The organism is Aphanizomenon sp. CS-733/32, from assembly GCF_028330045.1.
GTDB classification, from domain to species: Bacteria; Cyanobacteriota; Cyanobacteriia; order Cyanobacteriales; family Nostocaceae; genus Dolichospermum; species Dolichospermum gracile.
Window position 1 is genome coordinate 26262 of record NZ_JAQMSE010000146.1, and the last position, 26872, is coordinate 53133.

Genomic DNA, 26872 nt, shown 5'->3' on the forward strand with positions numbered 1-26872 from the left:
GGTTTCGTGCCATTGCTCCGCAACGCTGACGCGAACAACCCAACCTACAATAAATGTTGTGTTACATAAAGGGAATGGTAGAGCCATTAATGTTAGAATAAACAAATAACTACTTGGTATCATATCATGATGATTACTCAAGAAATAGCATCTGAAAAAAGCATCTCTTCAGATGTTATTTTTCCTCCCAGTGACCTATATAGTGATGAACCTCCCGTGGAAACAGAACTACACCTAGAGCAAATTATGCTCTTAATAAAATGTCTAAAATGGTTATGGAAAGATAGAACTGATTTCTATGCTGCGGGAAATCTGAGTATTTATTATAGTCCACACCAGAAGAAAACAGAAAATTTTCGTGGACCTGATTTTTTTGTAGTCTTAGGAACTGACAGAAAAACTCGGAAAAGTTGGGTAGTGTGGGAAGAAAATGGTAAATATCCTCATGTAATTGTCGAAATTCTCTCACCAACAACAGCTAAAACTGATAGAGAATCAAAAAAAGAACTTTATCAAGAAACTTTCCGCACACCTGACTATTTCTGGTTTGATCCTTATACATTAGAATTTGCAGGTTTTCATATCACAGACGGAAAATATCAACCTATAAAAGCCACCGAAAAAGGACATTTATGGAGTGAACAATTAGGGTTATATTTGGGAATTCATGAGGGTTTATTACGTTATTTCACATTAGAAGGAAATTTAGTCCCCACACCTGAAGAAACCGCAGAACGTTTAGCAGCAAAATTGCGAAAATTAAATATTAACCCAGATACAATTTAATAAAAAATGTAGGTTGGGTTGACGCAAGGAAACCCAACATATTGTTTATCTTAAAATTAATTAAGAGAAAAAATGTATACCACATCTCAACCAGATCCCATTCGCTTAGAAATATTCAAAAACCTCTATCAATTCATCGCCGAACAAATGGGAATTGTGCTGCAAAATACCGCAACATCAGTTAATATTAAAGAACGGCTAGATTTTTCCTGTGCTATTTTTGATGCTTCCGGTTCATTAGTTGCAAATGCACCTCATATTCCTGTACATTTAGGCTCAATGAGTGAAAGTGTCCGCAGTTTAATTAATGATCAAGGTGACACTATCAAACCAGGAAATGTTTATTTATCAAATAACCCCTACAACGGGGGAACACATTTACCTGATGTCACAGCCATTACCCCAATTTTTGATGGAGAAAAAACACAAATTATCTTTTATGTTGCTTCTCGTGGACATCAAGCAGATATAGGTGGTATTACTCCTGGTTCTATGCCTCCTCACAGTAGCACAGTCGCAGAAGAAGGAATTATATTTGATAATTTTCTCTTAGTTGAACAAGGAGACTTTCAAGAAATAGCCGTGAGAAATTATCTCTTAAATCATCCCTATCCTAGTCGCAATCCTGATCAAAATATTGCCGATTTTAAAGCTCAAATAGCTGCCAATGAAAGGGGAGTCCAAGAACTTGGTAAAATGGTCAATCAATATGGACTCACAATAGTACAAACTTATATGCAGTTTGTCCAAAATAATGCTGAAGAATCCGTCAGAAAAGCGGTTGATGTCCTCAAAGATGGTGCATTTATTTATGAAATGGATGGCGGTGCAAAAATTCAGGTTGCAGTGACAATTAACCGGGAAAATCGCAGTGCCAAAATTGATTTTACGGGAACATCTGCACAACTAAATAGTAATTTTAATGCTCCCAAAGCCGTAACACAGGCAGCAGTTTTGTATGTGTTTCGGACTCTAGTTAATGATAATATTCCTCTCAATGCGGGATGTCTTAAACCTTTAGAAATTATAATTCCTGAAGGCTGTATGTTAAACCCAACTTATCCCGCAGCAGTGGTAGCAGGAAATGTAGAAACTTCCCAAACAATTGTTGATGCTTTATATGGTGCATTGGGTGTCATGGCTGCTTCCCAGGGAACGATGAATAATTTTACTTTTGGGAATGAAAAATATCAATATTATGAAACCATTTGTGGGGGTTCAGGTGCGGGGATGAATTTTCCTGGTACTGATGCAATTCATACTCACATGACTAACTCCCGTTTAACTGATCCAGAAGTTTTAGAAACTCGTTATCCTATTCAAGTAGAAAGCTTTAGTTTGCGTTCTGATAGTGGTGGTAAAGGCAAATACACAGGTGGAAATGGCGTAATTCGTCGTCTTAAATTTCTCGAACCAATGACAGCTAATATTCTTTCTAGTCATCGGTTAATTCCTCCCTTTGGTTTGGATGGTGGAGACAGCGGAAAAGTGGGAAGAAACTGGATAAAACGTGAAAATGGAACTGAAGAAAATTTAGGGAATACAGCTACAGTAGAGATGCAACCGGGGGATGTTTTTATCATAGAAACTCCTGGAGGTGGAGGATTTGGTAAGGTTTTGTGAATGTAACAGGACTTACGCAACTGGCATATTGGTAGGGTGCTTTACTACTGCATAAATCCTGTAAATAAACAGAATTAATTATCATCTATTCTTTTATCCTGTTAATCTTGTAATCTTGAGTATCCTGATATGGCTTACGCCACGCTACGCTATCAGATACTTTTCTATAAAATTGTATTTTTAGTTAAAATAGCTATAAAACACATTTTCATTGTTTAATCTCAACTCATGCAATTAATTCTCTACAGCAAACCCGGTTGTCATCTTTGTGAAGGATTACAGGAAAAACTGGAACAAATCAAAAATCTCAGTTTTGAGTTAGAAGTACGCGATATTACCACCCGTGATGATTGGTTTGTAGCATATCAATATGAAATTCCGGTACTATATTTACTCACTGGCGACGGTAGAGAAAAACCTATACCCCGTCCTTCTCCTCGTCTGAGTGTGGAACGGTTGGAAAAAATGTTAAGTGATTATGTGAAAAGCTAAAATCGGCCGTTACAACCCATATTCCGCAATTCATTTTGTAATACACCAAGATTACCAATATCGGGCTAATAATGGTCAGATAGGGAAGGAATTTTCTTCTTTCTTCTTTCTTTCTCCTGAACTCCGAACTTACCCTGATTTGATAACATTTTTTGAAGCACAAGTATGTGACATTTTGAAGTGCGGAATGCCAGTTAAAAGGTGCGTTACGCCGTTGCTAACGCACCCTACTTTTATGATCTCATGGTAACAAATTCCTCTGCTGCGGAGGGATGAATACCTACAGTGGCATCAAAATCAGCTTTGGTTGCGCCCATTTTTACTGCAATAGCGACACCTTGAATAATTTCTGCGGCACTATCTCCCACCATGTGAGCGCCTAGAATTTTATCAGTGCTAGTATCTACTATTAGCTTCATCATGGTTTTTTCTTGCTTACCTGCCAAAGTGTAGTACATGGGGCGGAAGCTGGTACGATAAATTTTGATGTTGTCATCACCGAATTTGCCCCTAGCGTGGGCTTCTGTTAAACCGACTGTGGCCGCTTCTGGTGTGGTAAATACGGCTGTAGCAACGGTTTCATGACTAAATTCGCGGCGGTTGTTGCCAAATTCACTGTCAGCAAAAGCACGTCCTTCACCAATGGCGACGGGGGTTAAATTTAAGCGGTCTGTGACATCACCAACAGCATAAATATGGGGTTGGCAAGTTTGACTGTATTCATTGACGGAAATTGCCTTTGAGGTGCTATATCCTGGTTCTTCTTCAGAACTGGGAACACAATCAAGTTGGGCATTTTCTAAGGCTAATCCTTCAATATTAGGACTGCGACCGGTTGCTACTAAAAATACATCAGCAATGATGGGTTCTTGGTCTCCAGATAAAGTTAGTTTTAGTCCTGCGTCCACTTTTTCTATTGCTGTCACTTGAGTATTTTGGATAATGCGAATACCATGATTGGTCATTCCTTCTTGGATACTGGTGCGGATATCTTGGTCAAACCCGTTCAAAATTTGCTCTTTGCGGATAATCTGGGTAACTTCTGAACCCAAACCGCGCATAATACAGGCAAATTCACTACCGATATAACCAGCACCAATGATAGCGATATGTTTGGGTTGGGTTTTCAGGTGAAAGATTTCATTGGAAGTAATGGCGTGTTCTATACCGGGGATTTCTGGTTTAACGGGACGACCACCGACAGCAATTAAAATTTTCGCGGCTGTATATTGTTTCCCGTTGACTTCAACTGTGTGGGGGTCTATGAAGGTAGCACGACCGGAAATTAATTCTACTCCAGCTTTTTCTAAAAAGCTGATGTGAAGTTGGGAAAGTCTGTTAACTTCTTTGTCTATGGATGTGATGAAATGTTCCCAGTCAAATTTTACATCTCCCACTGTCCAACCATAACCTGCGGCTTCTTGAAATTGGGAGGGGAAGTGAGAACCGTAAACCATGAGTTTTTTGGGGACACAACCGCGAATTACGCAAGTACCACCAACTAAATCATATTCGGCGATCGCCACTTTTGCACCATAACTAGCCGCCCGTTTAGAAGCAGCCAACCCCCCAGAACCAGCGCCAATCACAAATAAGTCGTAATCAAAAGTCATAAATTTCTACTTTTTTCACTAAAAATAGGCTATTGAACTACATATAGTCAAACTGCCTAGATTTAATCTAACGTAACTGACAACTGACAACTAACTAATAACTAATCCAATCACTCCAACTACCAGGGTAAAGTTTAGCGGAGGGAATTCCAGCTATGGCTAAAGAAAGTAAATTTACACAAGCTGTGACACCTGAACCACAATACACTAAAATTTCTTTATTTGTATCTATATTTTGCCACCGTTGAGATTGTTCTAACTGGGGAATTACCCAGCCAGCAGCGTCCGTTACTTCTTGCCAGGGATAATTAACAGCGCCGGGAATATGTCCAGCAATTTTATCAATTGGTTCTTTTTCTCCACGATAACGTTCTCCTTCCCTAGAGTCTATTAAAACCACATTTTCACTATCTTTGTGATTTTTAACATAGGCAAAATCTACAACTTTATCCCCTTGTAATTGGGGAATAAATGTTCCTCTTTCCGCAGTAGTGATGACATCTGTAATGGCATAACCTGCTTTTTGCCAACGGTCAAAACCACCATCTAAAACAGCTACTTGTTCATGTCCTAAATACCGCAATAACCACCATAAACGAGAGGCAAAAGCCAAGCGAGAATCATCATAAGCCACTACTAAAGTTTTTTGGGAATTTACCCCAATCGCTGATAACTTTTCAGCTAATTCTGTGATATTTGGTAAAGGATGTCTGCCCCCATGTTCTTGTACAGGACTAGATAAATCTTGATTTAAGTCTAAATAATAAGAACCTGGGATATGATTAGTTTGATACTGTTGTTTTCCTAATTGGCTATCAGCTAAAGAAAACCGACAATCAACAATCACAACTTGAGAATTATTGAGGTTTGCAAACAGCCATTCTGGAGAAACAATAAATTGATTATTCATTGGTAATTGGTAATTGGTAATTGGTAATGACTCACCCAGGGTTTCTTCTTCTTTCTTCCTTCTGACTCCTGACTCCTAAAATCCTAAAATGTTTATACCCCAACAAACGCAAGATGGTTCTTTTACCTTTTTTTCCACAGAGTTTAATGAAGCCTTTCATAGTCACTATGGAGCAAAACAGGAAAGTTTGCTAAAATTTGCGATTCCGACTCGATTACCAGTATTAGCCGAAACGGGATTTGTGCGGCTGTTAGATATTTGTTATGGTCTAGGATACAACACAGCGACAGCTTTACAGACAATTTGGCAAGTAAATCCTCGTTGTCGTGTGGAGGTGATTGGCTTAGAACTAAATCCCATTGTCCCCCAAGCAGCAATTAACCATCAGTTATTCAATGGTTGGGAGGACAAATATATAAAAATTTTAACTCAAATAGGGTTTGAACATCAAGTCCACATAGATTATTTGCAAGCTACTTTACTAATTGGTGATGCTAGAAACTTAATTCTCCAAGTACATGAATCAGGTTTTCAAGCAGATGCAATTTTTCTTGACCCCTTTTCACCTCCCCAATGTCCACAATTATGGACAGTGGAATTTATCCAAAAAGTATCAGAATGCTTGGATCAAAATGGGTTACTGGCTACTTATTCCTGTGCGGCGGCGGTACGGACTGCGCTGTTAACTGCGGGTTTGGTTGTTGGTTCGACTCCACCAGTAGGGAGACGGACTCCAGGGACTATTGTTGGATATCCTCAACATGGTCAGGGATCAACTATATCCTCTTTGCCCCCTCTTTCTCAAGCTGAAGCCGAACATTTATTAACTCGTGCTGCTATTCCTTATCGAGATCCTAATTTAAGTGATACTGCTGAAGTGATCCTCAAAAGACGACAAGAGGAAGTGCAAGTTTCTACATTGGAATCAAGTTCACAATGGCGCAAAAGGTGGTTAAGATCGTCAACACCGCAGGAGATTTTACCTGAACAGTCAACAGGTAGCAATGATTAACTGATATGATCTGGCATGGAAGGGAGTTAATCAAAAAAGTATTTATCACCAACTCACTGATATTTAATTATGGTTGTTGTAGCAATTCTCGCGGCTGGAAAAGGTACAAGAATGAAATCTAATCTACCTAAAGTTTTACATTCCTTGGGTGGAATATCTTTAGTTGAACGCGTTATTGAAAGTGCTGAACCTCTTTCACCTTCCCGTAAGTTAGTGATTGTTGGTTATCAGTCCACAGAAGTAAAAACAGCTATGGATTCTATTTATGGTGTGGAATTTGTAGAACAGGCTGTACAATTAGGCACAGGTCATGCTATCCAACAATTACTTCCCCATTTAGAGGGTTATACTGGGGATTTATTGATTTTAAATGGCGATGTGCCTTTGTTACGGACAGCAACTTTAAGAAACCTCTTACAAACTCACCAAGAAAATCAAAATTCCTGTACTATTCTGACTGCACAATTAGCAAATCCCCAAGGTTATGGTAGGGTTTTTCGGAATAGTGAGGGTATTGTCCAAAAAATAGTTGAGGATAAGGATTGTACTCCTAATCAAAGAGAAAATGATCGGGTAAATGCGGGTATTTATTGTTTTAATTGGCCTGATTTAGCGAAGATATTACCAGATTTGCAAGCTAATAATGCTCAAAAAGAATATTACCTAACGGATGCTGTTACTCAAGTTGGTAAGGTAATGGCTGTAGATGTGAAAGATCATCAAGAAATTTTGGGAATTAATGATAGATTGCAATTGGCAACTGCTAATGATATTTTGCAAAAACGGATTAAGGAAAAATGGTTGTTAGCGGGGGTGACGTTAATTGATCCGGCAAGTATTACTATTGATGAAACGGTGGAATTACAGCCGGATGTGATTATTGAACCGCAAACCCATTTGCGAGGAAGGACGGTGATTCAAGCTGGTAGTCGCATTGGTCCGGGAAGTTTAATTGAGAATAGTGAATTGGGTGAAAATGTCACGGTTCTGTATTCTGTAATTACAGATAGTGTGATTCAATCTCAAACTCGAATTGGACCTTACGCACATTTACGTGGTCACGCTGAGGTGGGTGTAGGTTGCAGAATTGGTAATTTTGTGGAGTTGAAAAATACCCAATTAGGCGATCGCACTAATGTAGCACATTTATCATATTTAGGCGATACCACAACCGGAACTCAGGTCAATGTTGGTGCGGGGACAATCACTGCTAATTATGACGGTGTGAAGAAGCATAGGACAATTATAGGCGATCGCAGCAAAACCGGTTCTAATACTGTGTTAGTTGCACCTATTACTGTCGGTAATGATGTCTATATAGCCGCAGGTTCAACGGTGACAGAAGATGTCCCTGATGATTCTTTGGTAATTGCCAGAAGTCGTCAAGTTGTCAAACCAGGTTGGAAAATGAAAACTGACAGTTAATATTTTCCTAGGGTGCGTTTATTAACGCACCTTTTTATGCAGAAAGTTGATTAATTCCTACGTAATAATTTTATTTTTGGTGACTACTCCGAATTATCCAATAACTAATGGATAGGGCAAGAATCGCAATCCCCAAACCAATAATTTCTATACCTTCAGTAACTTTTAAATCAAGAATAATAATTTTTCTGGCAATAGCAATTAAAGAAGTGACAATAACTAATTCAACTTGTAAAACGTGCTTTTTGAGGTAGCCAGTAATATTTTCTAGTATTTCTAAAGCAATTAAAACATTGAGAAATAGTCCAAAAATTTTAAACAATGTCTGACTAAAACTACCTTCTTCGGAAGAAAGTATTTCCTTAAAAATAAATATTGCCAAGTCAGCAAGCGTGGCAAAAATTACTATTACCATCAAGAGAGATAGTAATTTAGCAACTATTACCTCAATAATTTCGATCAAATGAATAAAGCTTTTATCACTCGTAAGTTCTAGAAAATTTTTAATAAACCTTCTCATTTGACACTCCTTGATTAAAATTAAATTGGAAACTACGAATATAAAACAAAAATCCTGTAGATAAATCTCAAAGATCAAAAAGCATAAATATATTTTCTACTTTCACAAACTTGGCAGTTTTAGGAAGTGCTTTCAAAAGTAATAATTCGTCCCTTAGATTCAATACCTTGTCTATTTTCTGCTTTGTTGGGTTAAGCGATAGCGCAGCCCAACCCTTATTTTGGGTTTGATACTTCAACTCAACGGACAAGTCAATGCTTTTTCCAATTTGGACAAGGTATTGTTAGATTATAAAATTAATCATGATCATTCTTGGATAATTTGGTTATCCAAAGAAACAATCATAACCATTGATAATTAACAATAGCTTGCGTGGCGTAGCCATACAAAACTGGGGCTTCTGCGTCATCCGCCCATAGCTTACCCCAGTGGATATGGACAAAGACAGTACCAGGAGAAATAGCTTTTGTGATTTTAGCTGGAAACTTAGTTTTACCACGACGCGATCGCACCTCTCACTACTGATTATCAATAATACCTAAAACAGTAGCATCACGGGGATGAATCTCAAGAAATGCTTTCCCCTGCTTAACGCAACCTACGATTTTCTATTCTACATTTACCCAAAAATCTGCGGTTTTCATTTGTCCGTTGCGATTAAATTGCATCCACATTTTATATGTTCCTGGCTTGGTAAACTTAGTATGAAATTCAACCTTTCCGTCCGCAGAATCTTTCATTGCGTGTGCATGGATATAATCAGATGCAGTTATTTGTGAATTATCCCCATGATTCATATTTCCCATTGAATGTCCGTCATGATTCGTCATTATACTAGGTGAAACCTGTGTTTCCGTAGACTTAGTATTGGATGAACAACCAGGAGTTAGTAATAAAACTGTCACCACAAAAATACCTGAAAAAAGTCGCTTCATGTTAGGAGGATTATAATTTTAAATTTATCATGGGCGCAACATTTCTGAGAACCAGAATTAACTCCTAACTCCATTTCTGACCACATCTTTTTTTTCTGGATTAGGTAATAAGGCAAGATCAATCAAAGGTAATTTAATAATTACTGTTGTTCCTTGATTTAACCCTAAACTCTCTAAAGTGATTTTACCACCCATGAGTTCAATTAAATTCCGAGAAATTGCTAAACCCAATCCAGTTCCTTCAAACTTGCGTGTAGTTGTACCGTCAACCATGACAAAAGGACGAAATAGTTTACCTTGTTCTCCTGGGTCAATACCAATTCCTGTATCTTTTATGGAAACTAAAACATAATGCTGATAAATACTTGTCGTAATTTGAATATTACCTTCATCAGTGAATTTAGTAGCGTTACCAATAATATTAATTAGCACTTGTTTAAGTTTAATGGCATCAGATTTTATGGGAATAGGTTTATCACCTATATCACAAATTAATTGCAGTCCTTTATATTGGACACTAACTGATTGTAAGTTAATTACCTCTAATAATAATTGTCGTAAATCCAGCGGTACTGTAGTTACGGAAAGTTTACCAGCTTCTATTTTAGAAATATCTAGCAAATCATTAATTATCTTTAATAAATGAATCGCTGTATCATCAGCTTTTTTGAGAAATTCTAATTCTTCTTCTCTACTGTCACATAAATCATCACGGACTAACCGTACACAGTTAATAATAATATTCAAGGGATTTCTTAACTCATGGGAAGTTGTGGCTAAAAATTGGCTTTTTACTTGATTAGCTGATTTGGCTTCTTTCCAAGCAATTTCTAATTCTTCCGCCCAATCTTTTAGTCTTTCCACCATTTGATCTAATGCTTGTGCTAATTGGTTAAATTCCCGAATTTTGAAGTTGCGGGGAATGGGTTGTGCTGCATGATGACTATGAAGATTAACAGCATAATCGCGGAGTTCTTCAACAGGACCGGCTAAATAAGGAACTAAATAAAATGATGCCAATAAACTTGCGCCAATTAAACCAACTGTTAAAACAATCAGAATTAGTTTAATTTCTTCTAAACCAAATAGGGCATTTTCTACACTTGTAACGGCTAGGACAATCCATCTTTGTGATGGTCTTGTGGTGATAGGTTTAGTAGTAGCTGTAAAACCTGTAACTAGTTCCTCTCCTTCAACAAAGGATAAATTACTGGAATTATTACTTCCACCCAAAGCATTTTTAACTATGGCTTGTATTCTTTCTACATCGGCATAATCTTTAATATTAGTACCGATTCTTTCTGGCAATGGGTGGGCTAAAACTCTACCATCTTCAGCAATGACTACTAAAAGACCCGTCAATGAGCCTGGATGATTGGGATTTTGTTGATACAATGTAGTTTTAATGCTTAATCGGTAAGCTAAATTACCACGTTGGTTAGCAATAGGAATTGATAAAAATAACTGGAGTTGATTTTGTTTGTCTTTTTTACCAGTTTTTCCAGATTGAGATGGTAATATGAATTGAATATCAACATCATCACTGGTGGGAGATAAACCGGATGGGGTAATTTCTTGCATCCCGCAACTACTGGCAATTATTTCACCTTTTTTAAGGTAGGTGAATTGGAGACAATCTATTTTAGTTGGTAGTTGTTTTTGTAGCTGTTTGAGAAACTGTTCAATTTGGAAAGGTGAACCAGATTTAATTACTTTTGTCTGACTGGCTGTAATTAAATTGGAGCGCAAAGCGGCAATATCATCACTGATTTTTTCTCCTTTGTTAACCGCACTTTCTGTTAGATTTTGTCGAGCAGTATTTAATAGACTAGAACGGGCTTTATTGAGGGCAACCATTTCTCCTACTAATAAAACTGGGACAAATACCAGCAGTATTCTTGTTACTAAAATTTGTCGAAATGACGATTGACGAAATTTAGCCATTGTTTGTCTCACTTCGCATCTTTAAAAGTTCTCAATGTTGTCTGATTGTGATAAATTGTGAGAAAACATATCCCCTAATAAAAAATATCAAAGTAATGCAATGATGCAACATCGTCCTCATACCACAGTAGTTTTAGCCATGAGTGCTGATGGCAAAATAGCAGATTTTAAGCGATCGCCTGCTCGATTTGGCTCAGTGGTTGATAAAATACACCTGGGGAAACAAATTGCTGCAGCTGATGCCGTTTTATTTGGTGCTGGTACTCTTCATGCCTACGGTACAACAATGACCATCACAGAGACAATACTCTTGCAACAAAGAAAAATAGCAAATAAGCACCCCCAGCCAGTTCATATAGTGATTTCCCGTTCAGGCAAACTGAATCCGGATATTAAATTTTTTCAACAACCAGTAAGACGATGGTTACTCACAACCTCTCTGGGAGCTTATTTTTGGCAAGAAAGATCAGAGTTTGAAGAAGTTTTAGTCTTTGAAACTCCTAGCCAAGAAATTGACATTTTGGCTGCTTTAAAATATTTAACAAATTTACAAATTAGCCGATTAGCTATTTTGGGAGGAGGGCAATTAGTGGCATCTTTCCTAGAATCTAATTTAATTGATGAAATCTGGTTAACTATTTGTCCACTGATTTTAGGTGGTAGTATTGCGCCTTCACCTGTTGAGGGGACAGGATTTTTATCTAATCTTGCTCCTAAGTTACAACTATTAGAAGTATCCACAATCGAGCAAGAAGTATTTTTACACTATAGAATAATTTAGGAGTCAGGAGTTAAAAGTGAATAAAAAATAAGGAATAAGGAATAAGGAATAAAGAAAACTGACACTCTCAGGACTAAAGCCTCCTGTAAAATCGCCCTAAACTTCTTCACTCTTACCTCTCACCTTGCCATAATGACAATTTTTAACACTAACCTACTTACACAATGATCAAAGAACACAAACCCCATTATTCTCTGGTGTGGACGCACACAATCGCTGATGTTCCCCAAGTTGAATGGGATGCTTTAGCGATGCCATTAAAAACGCCTTTTTTAGAATGGAATTGGTTGCACAATTTGGAAATATCTCAAAGTGTTACAGCCAATACTGGTTGGTTGCCAAATCACTTGATTTTGTGGCGAGATAGAACTTTAATTGCGGCTGCTCCATTATATTTAAAAGGACATAGCCAGGGCGAATTTGTTTTTGATCATCAATGGGCGGAATTAGCTTCTCGGTTGGGAATAGATTACTATCCAAAGTTGCTCGGTATGACTCCATTTACCCCGGCGGAAGGCTATCGCTTTTTAATTGCTGCGGGGGAAAATGAGGAAGAAATTACAGCTTTAATGCTCCATGAAATTGATAGTTTTTGTGTAAAAAATCGGATTTCTGGTTGTCATTTTCTCTATGTTGATCCCCAATGGCGACCGATTTTAGAAAGTCAGGGTTTTACAACTTGGCTACATCATAGTTATATTTGGGAAAATGCCAACTTTCAAACTTTTGATGATTATTTAACTGGATTTAATGCTAATCAAAGACGGAATATTAAACGGGAACGTAAAGCTGTAGAAAAGGCAGGTTTAAGATTGCAAGCGTTAACTGGTGAGGAAATTCCTAACTCTATGTTTCCGTTAATGTATGACTTTTATGCTGATACCTGTGATAAATTTGGTTGGTGGGGAAGTAAGTATTTGACAAAGCAGTTTTTTCAACAGTTACAACATAATTATCGGCATCGGGTGGTATTTTTTGCGGCTTATTATCAAGAAGATCCAGGTCAACCAGTGGGTATGTCCTTTTGTTTATTTAAAGAAGATAAACTATATGGACGTTATTGGGGGAGTTTTCAAGACATAGATTGCTTACATTTTGATGCTTGTTATTATACACCAATTGCATGGGCGATCGCTCATGGTATCCAAAATTTTGATCCCGGCGCTGGTGGTAAACATAAAAAACGCCGGGGTTTCCCTGCCACCCCGAATTACAGCCTACATCGCTTTTATAACCACCGTTTAGGGCAGATTATCCTGCCTTGGGTGCGGGAAGTCAATCAACTAGAACAAAAAGAAATGGATGCCATTAATGCAGAGTTACCTTTTAAATAAGGAGATAGATTAAAATAGATCCCCAACTTCTCAAAGAAATCGGGGATCTATATATTGTATATTGATGTAATCTGAAAATACTCTTTCTATAAATTTGCTTTTGACAATGCATAAGAATTTACTACTCGAAGATTTGACAGCAATTGATCATAAACTTTCTCACCGTCATATTGATCTTGACCCCAAGGGCTATTTTATTATCTACATAGACCAAAAGGAAAGATTAATTTATGCCAAACATTTCACTAATGTGATTAACGAACGTGGTTTAGCCGTAAATCCCGAAACAGGTGAGGTGATTCCTGCGCGCGGTAAAGTGGAAAGAAGCCATAGAACTGTATTTAGCGGACGTACAGCCAAAGAACTCTGTATCAAGATTTTTGAAGAAACTCCAAATTGTCCTGTGACTTTATTAGATCATGCAGCTTATTTAGGTAGAGAATTTGTTCGCGCTGAAATGGCTTTAGTTTCAGGTAAAGAGTACATTCAAGATTAGATAAGTAGGTTGGCGTTGAAAATTGTCGCTATAGCAAGGCAAGAGGGGGCGGAAGTCAAAAGTCAAAAGTCAAAAGTCAAAACGAAGACAGTATAGGCTTTTTAACGATTTAGAATGGTTGGTTTATTTACGCCGTTTTGTACTAGTGAAAGTGTCAATTAGTGGTAATTGGGAATTGTTTGCTAATTCCCCATTCCCTGCTAAGGAACGCAAATTTAATAACCTGCAATTCTGGCTTAATGTGGAATGGTGCGTTACGCTGTCGCTAACACACCCTACTTTTTTACTTTTGCACTTTATTTAATTCACCTGAGTTCGACATAAGATAATTTTTGGAAAACTACCCCAAATATGAGTCTCAAACCCTGATGATCTCCTTGAAAAAATCATAGCTCTGTTCGCGTAGCGTCTCCGAAGGAGAAACTCCTAACACCGAACTCAGGTTAATTCACATTCCTAACCTACCTACACCTGAAAATGGCTGTAATCTAAATTCCCGCTTTCACGCCGCTAATTTTCAAAATATCAGTCATTGTGGCACAGTAATTTGGTAAATTGAAACTGCTAGGATTAATGGCATTCGCATAACTAAAATGACGATAATTCATACAGAATCTATCCCAAGCTGCCATTTGAATGCGGAATACAGCAATAATCACATTTGCTAAACCTAAAGATAAAGGAATACGGAAATAAATCTTTTTACGGAAATAAGCACAAACTTCTTCAATGGCTTGATTTGCAGTTAAAGAAGATTGTCCTAACACAAATCGGCGGGGATCTCCCAGTTGTGGTGGATAATCAATTAAATATTGGATAACTGTGGCAATATCCTTACCATGAATAAAGTGAAAACTGCCATCTGCTTGTAAAAAACGAATCAAATTAATATAGTTAGTAACTTCAGGAATACCAGATGTGAGATGAGAATAGGGTTTTTTGTCATCACCACCTAAAACTAAGGTAGGAAAAACTGTAGTAATTTTGGGAAAAATAGCTAACTTTTCGATTTGATGTAAACAATCATATTTAGAACGGATATAATCTGTACCAATTTCTCCAGCTTCTTTAAGTGGTTTATTTTCCTTATTTAAAACACTCGCAGTGGAAAAATAAATTACCTGTTCACATCTTTCGGGATTTAGCAGGTTCATTAATTCTAGAGTTTTGAAGACATTAATATCAAAAATGCCCTCACCACCCCAGGAAGTGGCTGTTAATACGGCAATATCAATGGTTTTGAGTAAATTAGAGAATTTACCAATCTCTTGCATATCACCCTGGAGAATGGTGATTCCAGGACGGACTGTGGTATCAACTTGGAGTTTATTGGGGTTTCTAACTAGTAAATATAATTCGTGGTTGGTGTTTTGAATTAAGGCTTCGCTGATATAGTGACCGATACAGCCACTTGCACCTGTAACTAAAATACGTTTTTTGGTCATGGATTTGGCAGTTTTGGTTGTTATTTGGGTATGGGAGAGGTTTTATAAATTAAATATTAATCCAATTTAAGGCAAATTAAAGATTTTTTACTATTGTATCAATTTTTTTCTAATTCACTCTACTATATTGGTGGATTTAACATCCCACATTGTACAAGTAATTCTCGTTCCTTTAATCTATCAATACGATTTATTTGTAGTAATTTCACCGTGACTCTTCCCTCTGCTGTCAGAGGAATAAATTTAGCACCATTTAATTGAAAATGTTGATGCCAATAATCTTGACGTGGATGATACAGTGGAGTCAGTTGTTTTGTATCTGGATCAATTGACGCTAAATCGCTACCTTTGTGTTTATTGCACAAAACACAGCAAAGAGCTAAATTATTAGCTTCTGTCAACCCATCATGTTTTTCAGCAATAATGTGATCTATTTCATGAGTAGATAAGGTAGTAATTTCAGGAATTAAACAATATTCACAACAACCTTTAGCACGCTCATAAACTAATTTTCTCAAAGCAGATGAAATGTATGTACTCATGTAGTTTATTCACCTGCTTTTAACTTTAATAAAGCCCTGGCTTTGGCTATCCTGACCAAATGCTCTAAATATTGATATTGTTCCCAAATCATTTCTTCCGCAGGAGTTAAACCTTGAGTTCGATTTTTTTCTAATAAACTACTAATCTGTTCTTGTAATTCTACCGAAGGACGTAAAGCAATAATTTCTGCTGATGTTGGTAACTGTGCTAAAAATTCTAATACTTCTGCCATACCTGTAAATCCAGGTTGGGATGCAGCATTTACTTCTCGGATTCCTAACTCTAAAATTTGTGGTATTTGATGCTTAAATAATTGCAGTTGAGTTACTAATTCTTCAGGAATATCTAAAGTAAATTGCATAGTTTTTCCTTCAACCTTTAAAAGCGATTATAACAAAATACAGGTTTATTTTCAGCAACTAAACAGAAATACAGCACTTCTCGATGTTATGAGGTACAAGAACCCCACCCCCAACCCCCTCCCCGCAAGCGATGAGGGGGCTAAGATGTACCTTATAAGAGCGGAAACCGCTGTATCAACAAAGATACTCATAAAACGCGGTTTTTCGGCATAAATTTGGCAATTTTGATGAATCATGTGATATCTAGCCGAGTTCTAAACTGGTGACTCCAAAGATGCGGTGCATGGGTAAATCTGGAGTGCCTTTAGTGTACATCCGAGTGGTTTCAAATCCGGGCTGCATTTGGTGACGTTGTGCTAATGCCAGAGCCTGTGGGTTAATATCGGGAATATCAATAAACACCGAAGTATTAATACCTTTCGTTAATAATGCTTGGAATATTTTATCAGCAATCTCTTCATTGTCGGCAAATAGGGGACCGATTCTGTAACCTGATTCGCTGCGGCGAACGACTCCATAACCTGTTAAATGTCCATTGTTGAGAATACCACAGGCGGCGCTGTTGGGTAAATGCAACCAATGTTGTAAAAATTTCCTTCTTGGGGCGGGGAAAAATTGCCGGTCATAGGCGACTAATTCCTCAAAGGGAACTGTGTCTAGGAGGACGATATCAGGGGGTATTATACCACCGCCTGTTCTTTGGTAGCGAATATTTTTATAGGCGATGTGGAAACCGGACTTTTTGTAGTTCTCCTGTTGGGCGATTACTCCATCTAAACCGATGTTACGGTTAGTACCCAGATAGTCCATTGCTGCTTGCCAAAGTTGGATGCCGAAACCACGCCCGCGATACTCTGGTTTGACAATGTAAAAACCTATAAACCCGAAGTGTTCATCGTAAGCAACAGCGGAAATACAGCCAATTGGTTCACCGTTTAATTCGCCCAATAAAAAGCCCTGGGGGTCGGTTTGATAATAAGAATCGGCATCATAAATGCCTGGATTCCAACCTTCTATGGCTGCCCATTTAATGGCTAAAGCCACTTCGGGTCTGTTCATGGGGCGAATTTTTAGGGTGTCTTTCATAACTGCTAATTTTATGAATCAGTAAGTAGGTGTTAAAAATTGTCGTTATGGCAAGGTATGGAAAGAAAAATAGCATAGCATACTTCAGAGAAGTTCACTTTTTTCGATCCCCTTGCGGGGAAGTTGGTTTGTAAAGTTTATCGCCTGAAAAACGTCAGGCTAGACATTATGTTATTATGTTTCGATCCCCTTGCGGGGAAGTTGGTTTGTAAAGAAAAATAGTAACTCTTCCTGCTCGTGCAAATGAGCAACGTTTCCATCCCCTTGCGGGGAAGTTGGTTTGTAAAGTAAAGTTGAAAACATTTCGCTCATATTGACACATTTGGTTTCCATCCCCTTGCGGGGAAGTTGGTTTGTAAAGCCAGTATTGCCTCGCAATGTTTATGGAAAAACAACGTTTCCATCCCCTTGCGGGGAAGTTGGTTTGTAAAGGACCGGAACCCACAAGTTGATCGTCAACGCCCTCAAGTTTCCATCCCCTTGCGGGGAAGTTGGTTTGTAAAGGAGGCTCAGGGTTTTTATCCAAACGCAATCTCGTGTTTCCATCCCCTTGCGGGGAAGTTGGTTGGTAAAGAAAACACTAATATTGTTCTTGCTGGAGGTGAGATAGATGGTTTCCATCCCCTTGCGGGGAAGTTGGTTTGTAAAGTCAAACTGCTGCTGCGGGTGCCCTCACCCCAGAGCAGAAAGTTTCCATCCCCTTGCGGGGAAGTTGGTTTGTAAAGTTGGGAGGCGGAGTTTCCTCCGTTTCCACCCTTGCCGTTTCCATCCCCTTGCGGGGAAGTTGGTTTGTAAAGGAGTGCCTGTAACCAGTTTGCTGTTCACATTCCTGGGGGTTTCCATCCCCTTGCGGGGAAGTTGGTTTGTAAAGAAAGCGTCGAAGGCTTCTGGCAACATTATCAAACGTTTCCATCCCCTTGCGGGGAAGTTGGTTTGTAAAGAGTTCACTTCTGGAAAGCTTACTGGGTAAGGGTTTCAGATACCCATTTCGACACACCTCAGAAAAATGGAAAAATTTTCTGACAAAATGGCGGATTTTGTCGCCTGAAACCTTTGGTGCGTAAGACTTCGACACACCTCAACGAGATTATAGGGTTTTCAAGGTTCGGGGGAGGTGTGTCGAAAAAATTCAACTTACCAACTTGATTGTATTATTCAACAACGAAAATAGTCAAGAGTTTTTTCGGATAAATTTGATTTATGGAATCAGGAGATTAAATATTTTCAATAGGGAAAAGATACCTTATCCCTACTGAATTTGTTAAACCAAAGCGTTGAGGTTTTTGGCGGTTTCAAAGAAGCAGGCGACGTTTTCTTCTGGTGTTTCGGGGAGTACACCATGGCCAAGGTTGAGGATGTGTCCCCAGTTACCAGCTTTGCGAACGGTGTCCAAAACGCGATCGCGGATAAATGCCTTAGAACCAAACAACACACCTGGATCAAGATTACCCTGTACTTTCACGTGCTTACCTAATCTGGCTCTAGCATCTGCCATATCTACTGCCCAGTCTACAGTAATGATGTCTGCACCGGAAGCTGGCATTCTTTCCAAAAGTCCCGCACTACCTGTCACCAACAAAATTAATGGTGTGTCAGGATGAGTTTGTTTAACTTTCTCAAACACCATTTTTTGATAAGGTAGAGCAAAGGTATCATAATCTTGAGGGCTTAATTGTCCTGCCCAAGAATCAAACATTTGTACTACTTGAGCGCCACAATCAATTTGATAGCGGACATAATCAGCAATGGAATCTGCTAATTTTGTGAGTAGCTGATGGAGAATTGTCGGATCTGAGAAAGCCATGTTTTTGATGATGGAATAGGTTTTAGAACCTTTACCTTCCACCGCATAAGCTGCTAATGTCCAAGGTGCGCCAACAAAGCCTAACACCGTTGATTGATTACCTACTTCCTGCCGTAATGCTTGCAAAATCGTTTTAATAAACGGCAGTGCTGATTCTGGATCTAAGGAATGCAGTTGATCAACTTGTTCTTTAGTGCGTATGGGCGAATAAATAATCGGTCCCTTTCCTTCCGCAATATCCATGTCAATCCCCATTCCTGGTAAGGGAGTGACAATATCGGAAAACAAAATTACTCCATCGGGTTGGAAAGCTCTCCAGGGTTGGAGGGAAACTTCGATCGCTACTTCGGGAATTTCTGAGCGATCGCGGAATGAAGGATATTTTTCCCGCAAATCCCGGTAAGCTTTCATGTAGCGTCCCGCTTGTCGCATCATCCATACAGGAGGACGATCTACTTGTTCACCACGAGCAGCCCGAAGGAGGAGAGGAGCCGTTAAGGAAACACCCATTTAACACTTCGTCCTAAGTCACTTTTATATTTCACCATTTAGCTTACCATCCTCAGATTCCTCTTGATCTACCTATCTATACAGGTCTTAAGGTTGCTTGACTTAACTTAATAAAAAGTTATACTTTTCCTGATGCATGGAGAAAAGGGCGTTGCTGAATAAAACTATGAATTTGTCTCACGCTCCGGACCCAGAAGCGCAAGTTCGGAGTTCGGAGTTCGGAGTTCAGGAGAAAGAAAGAAGAAAATTCCTTCCCTATCCCCGTGGCGTAGCACCTGTCACCTCCCCTTACAGACAACTTATTCAGCAAACCCTAAATATAGGGCTGAAACCCGATAGAATCGTTACGATATCAATAGGGTTCCAGATTTTTGGCAACAGTATTGATCTAAAAAAACTTCAAAGAATCTAATCTTCCCAGAATAGTTATATCTTCAGCATCTAATTCTACAGGCATACCACTGCGAATTAGTTCCGAAAACTCCTCATTGGGAACCATAATTGTTAAGACATAAAGACGATTTTCACCAGTATTTCTAATTAAATGAGTCCCTGTTGGTGGTACTAGTAAACTGTCTCCAGCTTTGATATTTACTGTTTTTCCATCACAAATTGCGGTTCCTTCTCCTTTGAGGATAAAAAACATTTCTACAGCCCGTTGATGCCGATTTGGTGGTGTTTGTCCATCAACATCAAAGATTTCTATACAACAAGTTAAAGAAGTATTTGCACTGGCAGAATCAAAGATAATTGCTAATCGGTTAGAGTCATGGGGACTAATCCGATATGCTTGATAGTCTTTGGGAGATTTGACAACTGGAATGACACAACTAGTAGCGTACATATTGGTAATTGGTGTTTTTACTTCAGTTAAATTAATGATGAATTGCGGCTACAATTGCCGAGGAATCTGTTACAAACCCGAAACATTGTTCGACATTATATAAAGTTGCTAACCAACAATATTCCGGTGAAGTTGTCGCCGTACAATCCTTGACTAAAATACAGTCATATCCTAAAAAATTGGCATCAGACAAAGTTGACAAAACACATTGATCAGCATTTACACCAGCAAAAAAAATTGTAGTTATACCCAAATTTCGCAAAATACTGTCTAAGGGTGTATCCCAAAATCCACTCATACGATACTTGTCAACCCGGATATCTTCTGGTAGCTGTTCTAGTTCGTCTACCACAGCAGCAGCCCAACTGCCCTGCATTAGTACCTGAGAACCGTTGCTGGGCAGGGGATCACCTAGTCCAATACCTGCCCCTGTGGGGTTATATACGTGCAATAAACCAGCGCTGATATTTAGTAAATCTGGACGATTACCCCAATTTAGCCAAATTATAGGTATACCAGCAGCCCGCAGTTGTGATAATAATTGTTGTAGAGGGACAATCGGTTGACGGGCAGGGGTAACATCTACACCAATGTGTGCTAACCAACCATCAGGATGACAAAAATCATTTTGCATATCAATAACAATAATAGCAACTTTGGATAAGTCGCAACGCAGAGTTTTAGTTTCTGTTGCTAAAATGGCTGGTTGTGGAGTCTTTTGAGGACGAGTAATATCTGCAAATGTCTGATTTACTTGCCAGTTATTTGGTGCAAATCCTAATTTCCGAGTGGGTAGATTCATAAATGCCAATTCTCGATATCGTTTTTATGTTGTAGCTTAAAATTATATTAATGGTCAATTACTTAATTAAGGTTAAAATCATGAACTTTACAATTAAAAATACTTTAATTAGCGTTGCTGATAGTTACGTAACTACAGATGTACAGGTTGTAGATGGTAAAATTACCGCTGTTACCCCTAATTTAGAAATAATTGGTACAGAAATTAATGGAGAGAATAAACTGCTGCTCCCTGGTTTTTTTAATGCCCATACCCATTCTTCGGAAATGTGGCAACGAGGAGCAATTCCCCCTTTACCTCTTGAATTATGGTTAGCACATTTATATGATTTCACTCCTTTAAATACAGAACAAGTTTATCTTAGTGCTTTGGGAACGGCCGTAGAAACTTTACTTTCCGGAGGAACAAGTGTAGTCGATCATTTAGTATTAATTCCTGGACAAGAATTAGAGACAATTTCTACCGCAGTTCGGGCTTATCAAGAAGTAGGTATCCGAGCTTTTATTGCCCCTCTAATTCAAGATGAATCTTTGAGTATGGGCATACCTAATGGAGAATTACAAGCAAATCATGAACCTTATTTTCGCTCTTCGGGAGAAACTTTAGCAATTATGGAAACAGCAGTAAAACAATTTCATCAACCAGAGGTAGGAATTAATATTTTAGTTGCCCCAACGGGAATTCAGCTATGCAGTGATGATTTATTTATAGGATGTATCGCATTAAGTAATAAGTATGATCTTTGTCGTCATACCCATTTATTAGAAACCAAAGCCCAAGAAAAATTGGCTGAAGAAAAATATGGTTGTACTGCGGTTCAACATTTACAACAACTTGGATTTTTAAACAGTTGCACAACTTTAGCACATTGTGTATGGTTAAAGGAATCTGATATTAATATTCTTGCCCAAACACAATCTACAGTCGTTCATAATCCTTTAAGTAACCTCCGTTTAGGCAGTGGTATTGCCCCAATTATCAAATGTATTCAAGCGGGGATTAATGTGACTTTTGGCTGTGATGGTGCTTCTAGTAATGACTCCCAAGACCTGTTAGAAGCTATTAAAATTGGTTCGATTCTACATAATCTTACAGAACCAGATTATCAATCCTGGATTCCACCCCGTCAAGCTGTAAAAATGGCATCTTTAGGAGGTGCAAAAGGTTTAAATGTAGAAGATGAGCTTGGTTCTATTACTGTTGGTAAAAAAGCTGATATAGTTTTATATGATCTCAATAATTTATCATTACTTCCCCGCATAGATCCCATTGGTTTATTAGTTTTAGGTCGTCCTGTCAATGTTGTTAATAGTGCTTGGGTAAATGGCAAGCAAATTATTAGTAATGGGAAAATTACTACAATTAATATTGATGAACTGCGACAAGAGTTATTTAACCGAAGTCACTGGGAAACACAGCCTAAATCAGCTAATTTAGATCAATTAGCACCTCGTTATCGGCAAGTTATGGGATTAGATTAAATATCGCTATAGCAATTTCATCACCTACCTGCAAGATAGGTGAGAGGGCTATGAAATCAAATAACTAGTACAACACGGCGTAAATCAACCGACCATTCTCAATTGTTGAAAGCCTATACTGTCTTGGTTTTGAATTTTGAATTTTGACGAACGCCTTGCGGTACTAGGGTTTTTTCTCAGTCTTCGCACTAGCTTCTACCTTGACACCTTTCACGCCGGTTGTGGATTTAGAAGTTGCAGTAGGAGTTGAAGTGGGAGTTGGGGTAGAAATCGTCATAGGAGTTGCAGTAGGAGTTGTGGTAGAATTATCCATAATTCTGTTGGTATCAGAATCGGGTTTGCCTGGAACAACGGGGGTTGTGGTGCTAGTACCAGTAGTTTCTGAACCTGTTTTTGGTGCCTCTTGACAACCAACCATACCAACTGCTAAAACGCCACTAACTAGAAAAGAAATGAGCTTTTTCATGTTGATTTCCAAAGTTGGATAGTTGAAGTGATGGATTTTACTGTGAGTGATACCCAGGAGCAAGTCTTAAAAAAGAATTAAATTTCTACAACCAAAAGTCATGAACCAAAAGTCCAGATAACTGACGAAATGACAACTTTTCAATAACTAAATTAAAACGCTTTTATTGAAAAGAGCCAATTTAATTGTACTCATGGCTATCGAATATTAACGGTTTGATGCTCACAGGTAGCCACTATCTATATATTCTCCATCTTAAAGACTCAGCCGCATCTTTTTTGGGATTGGCAATGGGTGACTGATTTGGTAACAAAGAGAGGATATTGCACCTTAAAGGTTCGGTTATACCACTTTCTATCTTCACCCCAATGACGATAATCTCGTGGATGTAGAGTGCAAATGTCTAATATAACTACCATTAGCTGCTGAAGCAATCAAGAGGTTAAAACCTGTGTACGAATGGATTTTGCCAAGTCTCAAGGAAGTTTTATCTGAAAATCAATCTCCTGTCGTTGAGTGTTCTACGGCTAAGGCGGAGCAGCAATGGCGTGTGAGTTTGGCGGCTACGGAGAACTTGCTGTTGAAAACTTTAGCCACGAGTTCATCTCATGATCCTCAAGGTTTGGTATTAGCTGCACCTGCACCTTTATTTAGTCACCCCCAACTAGCACAACAATTACAAACAATAACTTTTACAGCTAGACCTTTTAATCCTTTGGCGTTGATGCCATTTATGATGCCGTCAGAAGTGACGCAGAATATAAATAATATAAAAACAAATACTCCCCATACTGCTACTTTTCAAGAATCTATTTTACCTTTGTTACCGGCTGATCCTCTGGGTGTGGAACAGTTTTGCTTGATATTTACAGATAAATTTAGATTAGTTTTGGTTTTAGCGGAAAATGAGAATGGTAAGAAGGAATTTTTGTTTTCTTTTGAATCAGCAGTTGTCCAAAAGGCTTGGGAATCTATAGGTGCTAGGGTGGTTTTAACTAACCCTGAATTGTTTGCTGACTTAGATGTTAAGGTACAAAATTATCCTTTTGTTGCTCCAGATTATCAAGTTGTAATTCAATTTAGTCAGTTATTACTGCAAGAGTTAACTATTCCCGCAGAAAGTAATCCAGTTACGCATACTTCATTATCTTGTCATTCACCTACTCCACCGCCGAAATCTCCATCTCGTTCTGATGTGGAATTGCTCCAAGCCTTTGCTCATGAGGTTCGCACTCCGTTAACAACTATTCGGATGCTGACGCGGTTACTATTAAAAAGGAAGGATTTACCTGTTAATGTTATCGGTCGGTTAGAGGTTATTGATCATGAATGTACTGAGCAAATTGACCGGATGGAGTTATTATTCAAGGCGGCAGAGTTAGAGAATTTATCACAACCTTCAAAATTTGCTAATTCCCAATTATCGCCGATGTGTTTGGATGAGATTTTACAACAGAGTATTCCCCGTTGGCAATTGGCGGCAACCCGGCGTAATTTAACTTTAAATGTGGTTTTACCGAAGCAGTTACCGACGGTGGTTAGTAATCCGGCAATGCTGGATAGGGTGCTTACTAGTTTAATCGAGAATTTTACGCGCAGTTTACCTGCTGGTAGTTGTATTCAGGTGCAAGTAATTCCGGCAGGTGATCAGTTAAAGTTGCAATTATCTCCTCAGTTTGATTGTCAAGATCAAAGCTACAGGACAACGCCACCAATTCGGAAGTCATTGGGTCAATTATTGATGTTTCAGCCGGAAACAGGAGCAATTAGTTTAAATATGGCGGCAACTAAGCATTTATTTCAAGCAATTGGGGGGAAATTAATTGTGCGTCAACGTCCCCAAAATGGGGAAGTTTTGACTATTTTTTTACCTTTGGAAGTTAGAAGTATCTGAATTACCACTCAGGAGTCAGGAAGAGTGGGACAACCCCACTCTGACAGAAATAATGATCTAATTTTGGTTATTTATTCTTTCCTGTAAAGCTTCTCGTGCCTGTTCTCTGTCGTCAAAGTGAATTTTTTCAGTACCGAGAATTTGATAGTCTTCGTGACCTTTACCGGCTAATAATACACCGTCTCCAGGTTGAGCCTGTAAAATAGCCGTCCGAATGGCGGTAGAGCGATCGCTCATCACCATTGCCTGTACCAGATCAGGAATACCTGCCAGCACATCCTCTAATATCTTTTCCGGGTCTTCCGTGCGAGGATTATCTGAAGTCACCACCGCTATGTCTGCGAGTTCCGCCGCAATTTTCCCCATTTTCGGACGTTTAGTGCGATCGCGGTCTCCCCCGCAACCAAATACACATATCATTTTACCAGGAATAAACGGCCGAGCCGCCTTCAGCAAATTCTCCAAACTATCAGGAGTATGGGCATAATCCACAATCACACTAATATCCTGTTGTGAACTAATTTGTACCCGTTCCATCCGTCCAGGAACACCGGGAAACCCAGAAATAGCACCTGCTACCAATTGCAAATCTAACCCCAAATGGACAACCGCCCCCACAGCAGCCAAAAGATTTTCTAAATTATATTGACCAACCAAAGGCGAACTAAAAGCCACATTACCTTGAGGAGTATGTAAAATCCCACTCACCCCATGGGGTTGATAACTTAAATCACTCATCCAAAAATCAGCCGTACTATCATTAACGCTATAACTCCAAACCTGTTCCCGATGCAAAGATGCAATTATCCGTTGACCGTAGATATCATCAGCATTGATAATTGCCCGTCCTTGCAGATAATTAGGACTAAATAACAACGCTTTCGCGGCAAAATAATCCTCCATATCCAAATGATAGTCCAAATGATCCTGAGTGAGATTAGTAAATACCCCCACCTCAAAAGCACAAGTCAAAACCCTACCCTGGTGCAAAGCATGAGAACTAACTTCCATCACCCCAGTATCACAACCAGCATTCATCGCTTTAGCCAATTGTTGCTGTAAATCCACCGCAAAAGGAGTAGTATTCACAGCAGTCTCTTCAAAACCAGGCCAGCGCGTATACAGCGTACCTATTAACGCCGTCGGTAAATTAGCCTGAGTTAAGAAATATTCAATCAAATGAGTGGTAGTAGTTTTCCCATTTGTCCCCGTCACACCCACCATTTTCAGTTTTTGTCCGGGATAACCATAAAAAGCCGCAGCTATTTGAGCGCAAGCCTGAGTCATATTCTCAGCACTAATTACCACAGAGTTTGCTGTCGGCGGATTTTTCCTCATTGCTTCGGGGGAAACAATCGCCGCTACAGCACCAGCAGCCAAAGCCCCGGACCAAAACTCCCCACCATCTACCCTAGTTCCTGGCATCCCAATAAACAAATCGCCCACACCACAGGCATGGGAATTAGTTTTCAGTCCTTGAATATCAATATCTGGTATATTTACAGACTCAATTCCATCTACAGCCGCTAATAATTCCCGCAATTTCATCTAGTGAACCTCGCCACAAGCTTGTCCTGCGCTTATTTAAACATTATTTTCTGTTTATGGGGAGAGATATAGGCAAAATTTAGCTTAACCGACAGAAGCCCCACGTCTCACTCTTAGGAGCGTGGGATGAATGGCGCGTGAGTTGACGACAGTTCCCTGACTAATGTGCGTAGCACGAAGGAAGGGAACATGGAGGAAACGAACACTTTCTTATTC

24 protein-coding genes, 1 pseudogene and 1 CRISPR repeat array are annotated in these 26872 nt (G+C 38.9%); of the genes and pseudogenes, 10 read left to right on the plus strand and 15 right to left on the minus strand.

Annotated elements, in window-relative coordinates; genetic code table 11:
- The first annotated feature begins 126 nt into the window (after positions 1-126).
- From PN471_RS11485 to PN471_RS11495, 3 genes are all read left to right on the plus strand, one after another.
- The gene (locus tag PN471_RS11485; RefSeq protein ID WP_271776959.1) at positions 127-786 is read left to right on the plus strand and encodes a Uma2 family endonuclease; all 660 of its coding nucleotides are present in this window, start codon (positions 127-129) and stop codon (positions 784-786) included.
- A gap of 72 nt (positions 787-858) precedes the next feature.
- On the plus strand, positions 859-2409 hold the full coding sequence (locus tag PN471_RS11490; protein ID WP_271776960.1) for a hydantoinase B/oxoprolinase family protein: 1551 nt from the start codon (positions 859-861) through the stop codon (positions 2407-2409).
- Positions 2410-2637: 228 nt separating this feature from the next.
- Positions 2638-2901 (plus strand): glutaredoxin family protein, encoded by a 264-nt coding sequence (locus PN471_RS11495; protein ID WP_271776961.1) that lies wholly within the window; start codon positions 2638-2640, stop codon positions 2899-2901.
- Positions 2902-3134: 233 nt separating this feature from the next.
- Here the strand turns inward: PN471_RS11495 and gor are convergent, their stop codons facing one another.
- Both gor and PN471_RS11505 read right to left on the minus strand, forming a co-directional pair.
- Positions 3135-4514: a glutathione-disulfide reductase gene (gene gor, locus PN471_RS11500; protein WP_271776962.1), complete on the minus strand. Its 1380-nt coding sequence runs from the start codon at positions 4512-4514 to the stop codon at positions 3135-3137.
- 94 nt (positions 4515-4608) lie between these two features.
- A complete protein-coding gene (locus tag PN471_RS11505) occupies positions 4609-5424 on the minus strand; it encodes a sulfurtransferase (protein WP_271776963.1) in 816 nt (271 codons plus the stop codon).
- An 88-nt stretch (positions 5425-5512) separates the two neighbouring features.
- Between PN471_RS11505 and PN471_RS11510 the strand changes: the two genes are divergently transcribed.
- Entirely contained in the window at positions 5513-6436 is a 924-nt protein-coding gene (locus PN471_RS11510; RefSeq protein WP_271776964.1) for a tRNA (5-methylaminomethyl-2-thiouridine)(34)-methyltransferase MnmD, read from the plus strand.
- 69 nt (positions 6437-6505) lie between these two features.
- Entirely contained in the window at positions 6506-7861 is a 1356-nt protein-coding gene (gene glmU, locus PN471_RS11515) for a bifunctional UDP-N-acetylglucosamine diphosphorylase/glucosamine-1-phosphate N-acetyltransferase GlmU (RefSeq protein ID WP_271776965.1), read from the plus strand.
- A gap of 70 nt (positions 7862-7931) precedes the next feature.
- Here the strand turns inward: glmU and PN471_RS11520 are convergent, their stop codons facing one another.
- From PN471_RS11520 to PN471_RS11535, 4 genes and pseudogenes are all read right to left on the minus strand, one after another.
- Positions 7932-8381, minus strand: coding sequence for a phosphate-starvation-inducible PsiE family protein (locus tag PN471_RS11520; protein WP_271776966.1), 450 nt, complete (start codon positions 8379-8381; stop codon positions 7932-7934).
- Between the two features lie 386 nt (positions 8382-8767).
- A pseudogene (locus tag PN471_RS11525) lies at positions 8768-8956 on the minus strand (molybdopterin dinucleotide binding domain-containing protein); the annotation flags it as partial.
- A gap of 33 nt (positions 8957-8989) precedes the next feature.
- Complete coding sequence (locus tag PN471_RS11530; RefSeq protein WP_271776980.1) at positions 8990-9316, minus strand: hypothetical protein; 327 nt, start codon at positions 9314-9316, stop codon at positions 8990-8992.
- Between the two features lie 57 nt (positions 9317-9373).
- Entirely contained in the window at positions 9374-11260 is a 1887-nt protein-coding gene (locus tag PN471_RS11535) for a sensor histidine kinase (RefSeq protein ID WP_271776967.1), read from the minus strand.
- Positions 11261-11360: 100 nt separating this feature from the next.
- Between PN471_RS11535 and PN471_RS11540 the strand changes: the two genes are divergently transcribed.
- From PN471_RS11540 to PN471_RS11550, 3 genes are all read left to right on the plus strand, one after another.
- Positions 11361-12041 (plus strand): RibD family protein, encoded by a 681-nt coding sequence (locus PN471_RS11540; protein ID WP_271776968.1) that lies wholly within the window; start codon positions 11361-11363, stop codon positions 12039-12041.
- Positions 12042-12205: 164 nt separating this feature from the next.
- Entirely contained in the window at positions 12206-13375 is a 1170-nt protein-coding gene (locus tag PN471_RS11545) for a GNAT family N-acetyltransferase (RefSeq protein ID WP_193894192.1), read from the plus strand.
- 106 nt (positions 13376-13481) lie between these two features.
- The gene (locus PN471_RS11550; RefSeq protein WP_271776969.1) at positions 13482-13871 is read left to right on the plus strand and encodes a DUF4346 domain-containing protein; all 390 of its coding nucleotides are present in this window, start codon (positions 13482-13484) and stop codon (positions 13869-13871) included.
- A 488-nt stretch (positions 13872-14359) separates the two neighbouring features.
- Here PN471_RS11550 and PN471_RS11555 read toward each other — a convergent pair whose 3' ends face one another.
- The 7 genes from PN471_RS11555 to PN471_RS11585 all read right to left on the minus strand — a co-directional run bounded on the left by PN471_RS11555 (position 14360) and on the right by PN471_RS11585 (position 21267).
- Positions 14360-15316 (minus strand): NAD-dependent epimerase/dehydratase family protein, encoded by a 957-nt coding sequence (locus PN471_RS11555; RefSeq protein WP_271776970.1) that lies wholly within the window; start codon positions 15314-15316, stop codon positions 14360-14362.
- Positions 15317-15438: 122 nt separating this feature from the next.
- Complete coding sequence (locus tag PN471_RS11560) at positions 15439-15858, minus strand: HNH endonuclease (RefSeq protein ID WP_271776971.1); 420 nt, start codon at positions 15856-15858, stop codon at positions 15439-15441.
- Positions 15859-15863: 5 nt separating this feature from the next.
- Entirely contained in the window at positions 15864-16220 is a 357-nt protein-coding gene (locus PN471_RS11565) for a hypothetical protein (RefSeq protein WP_271776972.1), read from the minus strand.
- A gap of 244 nt (positions 16221-16464) precedes the next feature.
- Positions 16465-17307 carry a GNAT family N-acetyltransferase gene (locus PN471_RS11570; RefSeq protein ID WP_271776973.1) on the minus strand — a complete coding sequence of 281 codons (843 nt, stop codon included), beginning with the start codon at positions 17305-17307 and terminating at the stop codon, positions 16465-16467.
- Between the two features lie 100 nt (positions 17308-17407).
- Positions 17408-18248: direct repeats of the CRISPR family, unit length 36 nt; unit sequence GTTTCCATCCCCTTGCGGGGAAGTTGGTTTGTAAAG.
- A gap of 320 nt (positions 18249-18568) precedes the next feature.
- Positions 18569-19621, minus strand: a complete 1053-nt coding sequence (gene hemE / locus PN471_RS11575; protein ID WP_271776974.1) for a uroporphyrinogen decarboxylase — start codon at positions 19619-19621, stop codon at positions 18569-18571.
- 388 nt (positions 19622-20009) lie between these two features.
- Positions 20010-20465: a cupin domain-containing protein gene (locus PN471_RS11580; RefSeq protein ID WP_193894201.1), complete on the minus strand. Its 456-nt coding sequence runs from the start codon at positions 20463-20465 to the stop codon at positions 20010-20012.
- Positions 20466-20496: 31 nt separating this feature from the next.
- On the minus strand, positions 20497-21267 hold the full coding sequence (locus PN471_RS11585) for a cysteine hydrolase family protein (RefSeq protein ID WP_271776975.1): 771 nt from the start codon (positions 21265-21267) through the stop codon (positions 20497-20499).
- An 80-nt stretch (positions 21268-21347) separates the two neighbouring features.
- Here PN471_RS11585 and PN471_RS11590 point away from each other — a divergent pair, with 80 nt between their 5' ends.
- Positions 21348-22748 (plus strand): amidohydrolase, encoded by a 1401-nt coding sequence (locus PN471_RS11590; RefSeq protein ID WP_271776976.1) that lies wholly within the window; start codon positions 21348-21350, stop codon positions 22746-22748.
- A 163-nt stretch (positions 22749-22911) separates the two neighbouring features.
- Here PN471_RS11590 and PN471_RS11595 read toward each other — a convergent pair whose 3' ends face one another.
- Entirely contained in the window at positions 22912-23214 is a 303-nt protein-coding gene (locus PN471_RS11595) for a hypothetical protein (protein WP_271776977.1), read from the minus strand.
- A gap of 451 nt (positions 23215-23665) precedes the next feature.
- On the opposite strand from PN471_RS11595, the gene PN471_RS11600 reads away from it, so the two are divergent.
- Positions 23666-25108: a sensor histidine kinase gene (locus PN471_RS11600; RefSeq protein WP_271776978.1), complete on the plus strand. Its 1443-nt coding sequence runs from the start codon at positions 23666-23668 to the stop codon at positions 25106-25108.
- Positions 25109-25165: 57 nt separating this feature from the next.
- On the opposite strand, the gene PN471_RS11605 is transcribed toward PN471_RS11600, so the two are convergent.
- Entirely contained in the window at positions 25166-26656 is a 1491-nt protein-coding gene (locus PN471_RS11605; protein ID WP_271776979.1) for a UDP-N-acetylmuramoyl-L-alanyl-D-glutamate--2,6-diaminopimelate ligase, read from the minus strand.
- Between the last annotated feature and the right edge of the window lie 216 nt (positions 26657-26872).

Bases quoted from the DNA above. Each gene is read 5' to 3' on its own strand.
- PN471_RS11565 (WP_271776972.1), bottom strand. From the start codon at position 16,220: ATGCAATTTACTTTAGATATTCCTGAAGAATTAGTAACTCAACTGCAA.
- hemE (WP_271776974.1), bottom strand. From the start codon at position 19,621: ATGGGTGTTTCCTTAACGGCTCCTCTCCTCCTTCGGGCTGCTCGTGGT.
- PN471_RS11510 (WP_271776964.1), top strand. From the start codon at position 5,513: ATGTTTATACCCCAACAAACGCAAGATGGTTCTTTTACCTTTTTTTCC.
- PN471_RS11485 (WP_271776959.1), top strand. From the start codon at position 127: ATGATGATTACTCAAGAAATAGCATCTGAAAAAAGCATCTCTTCAGAT.
- PN471_RS11520 (WP_271776966.1), bottom strand. From the start codon at position 8,381: ATGAGAAGGTTTATTAAAAATTTTCTAGAACTTACGAGTGATAAAAGC.
- PN471_RS11605 (WP_271776979.1), bottom strand. From the start codon at position 26,656: ATGAAATTGCGGGAATTATTAGCGGCTGTAGATGGAATTGAGTCTGTA.
- PN471_RS11585 (WP_271776975.1), bottom strand. From the start codon at position 21,267: ATGAATCTACCCACTCGGAAATTAGGATTTGCACCAAATAACTGGCAA.
- PN471_RS11595 (WP_271776977.1), bottom strand. From the start codon at position 23,214: ATGAAAAAGCTCATTTCTTTTCTAGTTAGTGGCGTTTTAGCAGTTGGT.
- PN471_RS11590 (WP_271776976.1), top strand. From the start codon at position 21,348: ATGAACTTTACAATTAAAAATACTTTAATTAGCGTTGCTGATAGTTAC.
- gor (WP_271776962.1), bottom strand. From the start codon at position 4,514: ATGACTTTTGATTACGACTTATTTGTGATTGGCGCTGGTTCTGGGGGG.
- glmU (WP_271776965.1), top strand. From the start codon at position 6,506: ATGGTTGTTGTAGCAATTCTCGCGGCTGGAAAAGGTACAAGAATGAAA.
- PN471_RS11570 (WP_271776973.1), bottom strand. From the start codon at position 17,307: ATGAAAGACACCCTAAAAATTCGCCCCATGAACAGACCCGAAGTGGCT.
- PN471_RS11550 (WP_271776969.1), top strand. From the start codon at position 13,482: ATGCATAAGAATTTACTACTCGAAGATTTGACAGCAATTGATCATAAA.
- PN471_RS11530 (WP_271776980.1), bottom strand. From the start codon at position 9,316: ATGAAGCGACTTTTTTCAGGTATTTTTGTGGTGACAGTTTTATTACTA.
- PN471_RS11505 (WP_271776963.1), bottom strand. From the start codon at position 5,424: ATGAATAATCAATTTATTGTTTCTCCAGAATGGCTGTTTGCAAACCTC.
- PN471_RS11580 (WP_193894201.1), bottom strand. From the start codon at position 20,465: ATGTACGCTACTAGTTGTGTCATTCCAGTTGTCAAATCTCCCAAAGAC.
- PN471_RS11560 (WP_271776971.1), bottom strand. From the start codon at position 15,858: ATGAGTACATACATTTCATCTGCTTTGAGAAAATTAGTTTATGAGCGT.
- PN471_RS11495 (WP_271776961.1), top strand. From the start codon at position 2,638: ATGCAATTAATTCTCTACAGCAAACCCGGTTGTCATCTTTGTGAAGGA.
- PN471_RS11535 (WP_271776967.1), bottom strand. From the start codon at position 11,260: ATGGCTAAATTTCGTCAATCGTCATTTCGACAAATTTTAGTAACAAGA.
- PN471_RS11555 (WP_271776970.1), bottom strand. From the start codon at position 15,316: ATGACCAAAAAACGTATTTTAGTTACAGGTGCAAGTGGCTGTATCGGT.
- PN471_RS11490 (WP_271776960.1), top strand. From the start codon at position 859: ATGTATACCACATCTCAACCAGATCCCATTCGCTTAGAAATATTCAAA.
- PN471_RS11545 (WP_193894192.1), top strand. From the start codon at position 12,206: ATGATCAAAGAACACAAACCCCATTATTCTCTGGTGTGGACGCACACA.
- PN471_RS11540 (WP_271776968.1), top strand. From the start codon at position 11,361: ATGATGCAACATCGTCCTCATACCACAGTAGTTTTAGCCATGAGTGCT.